This is a genomic window from Micromonospora globbae (assembly GCF_003610785.1).
GTDB classification, from domain to species: Bacteria; Actinomycetota; Actinomycetes; order Mycobacteriales; family Micromonosporaceae; genus Micromonospora; species Micromonospora globbae.
The window spans coordinates 1-1418 of sequence record NZ_RAQQ01000092.1 but is presented as its reverse complement, the minus strand read 5'-3'; the positions used below and the strand labels follow the sequence as shown (position 1 = coordinate 1418).

The following is a 1418-nucleotide window of genomic DNA, read 5'->3' as shown; positions in this document are numbered from 1 at the left end:
GGTTGCGTCCACGGAAGTGGTGTACGACTTGCCCGTGATGGGCGTGTTGGGTAGATAGGAGACGGCCACCGCGCGATCCTTCGAGACGGCTAAGCCCAGTGAAGGAGAGTGATGCGCGATGGCCGCATCTGAGAGTGTGAACCCTGTTGAGCTGCTGTGCGAGCAGATCGCGGGCGCGTCGCCGGATCTGTTGCAGGCGATGATCAAGACGTTCGCGCAGGCGGTGATGTCCGCCGAGGCCGACGCGATCTGCGGTGCTGGTTATGGGCAGCGCAGCGACGAGCGGGTCAACTCCCGCAACGGCTACCGGCCGCGGGAGTGGGACACCCGCGCCGGGACGATCGACCTGGCGATCCCGAAGCTGCGGCAGGGCAGTTACTTCCCGGACTGGCTGCTGACTCACCGGCGGCGGGCCGAACAGGCGTTGGTGTCGGTCGTGGCCACTTCCTACCTGCTCGGGGTGTCGACGCGGCGGGTGGAGAAGCTGGTCGAGCAGCTCGGCATCCGGCAGTTGTCGAAGTCGCAGGTCTCGGAGATGGCAGCGCACCTGGACGTCCAGGTTGAGGCGTTCCGCAACCGGCCCCTCGACGCCGCCCACTACACGTTCGTGTGGATGGACGCGCTCACGATGAAGGTCCGAGAGCACGGCCGCACCGTCAACGTCCACGCGCTGATCGCCGTGGGCGTCAACGCCGACGGCCAGCGTGAGGTGTTGGGCCTGGACGTGGCCTCGGATGAGGACGGCGCCGGCTGGCTGGCGTTCCTGCGCAGCCTGACCGCCCGTGGTCTGACCGGGGTGCGTCTGGTCATCTCCGACGCCCACGCCGGCCTCGTGGCCGCCATCGGCGCGGCTCTGCCCGGGGCGTCGTGGCAGCGGTGCCGGACCCACTACCTGCGCAACCTGCTGACGAAGGTGCCCAAATCGGCGCAGCCGTGGATCGCCACCTTGGTGCGCACGATCTTCGACCAGCCCGACGCCGACGCCGTCCGCGCCCAGTTCGACCGGGTCGTGGCCACGATCGAGGCGAAGTTCCCGGCCGCCGCCGAACACCTCGACGCCGCCCGCGACGATCTCCTGGCGTTCACCGGCTTTCCCCGCGAGATCTGGCGCCAGATCTGGTCGAACAACCCGCAGGAACGGCTGAACAAGGAGATCCGCCGCCGCACCGACGTCGTCGGGATCTTCCCCAACCGGCCGTCGATCATCCGCCTCGTCGGCGCCGTCCTGGCCGAGCAGACCGACGAGTGGACCGAAGGCCGCCGCTACATGGGCCTGGAACTCCTCGCCAAAGCCCGCATGGTCACGATCGACACCAGCCAACACGACACCGACCAGACCGACCCCACCCCGATCGCCGCATAACATCAAACCGGATCCCGCGATGGCCGTCTCCTACACCACCAGCGCGGACGCGACC

1 protein-coding gene is annotated in these 1418 nt (G+C 68.3%); it reads left to right on the top strand.

What is annotated here, in order from left to right:
- The first annotated feature begins 118 nt into the window (after positions 1-118).
- A complete protein-coding gene (locus tag D7I43_RS32425; protein WP_101409309.1) occupies positions 119-1363 on the top strand; it encodes an IS256 family transposase in 1245 nt (414 codons plus the stop codon).
- The last annotated feature ends 55 nt before the right edge of the window (positions 1364-1418 follow it).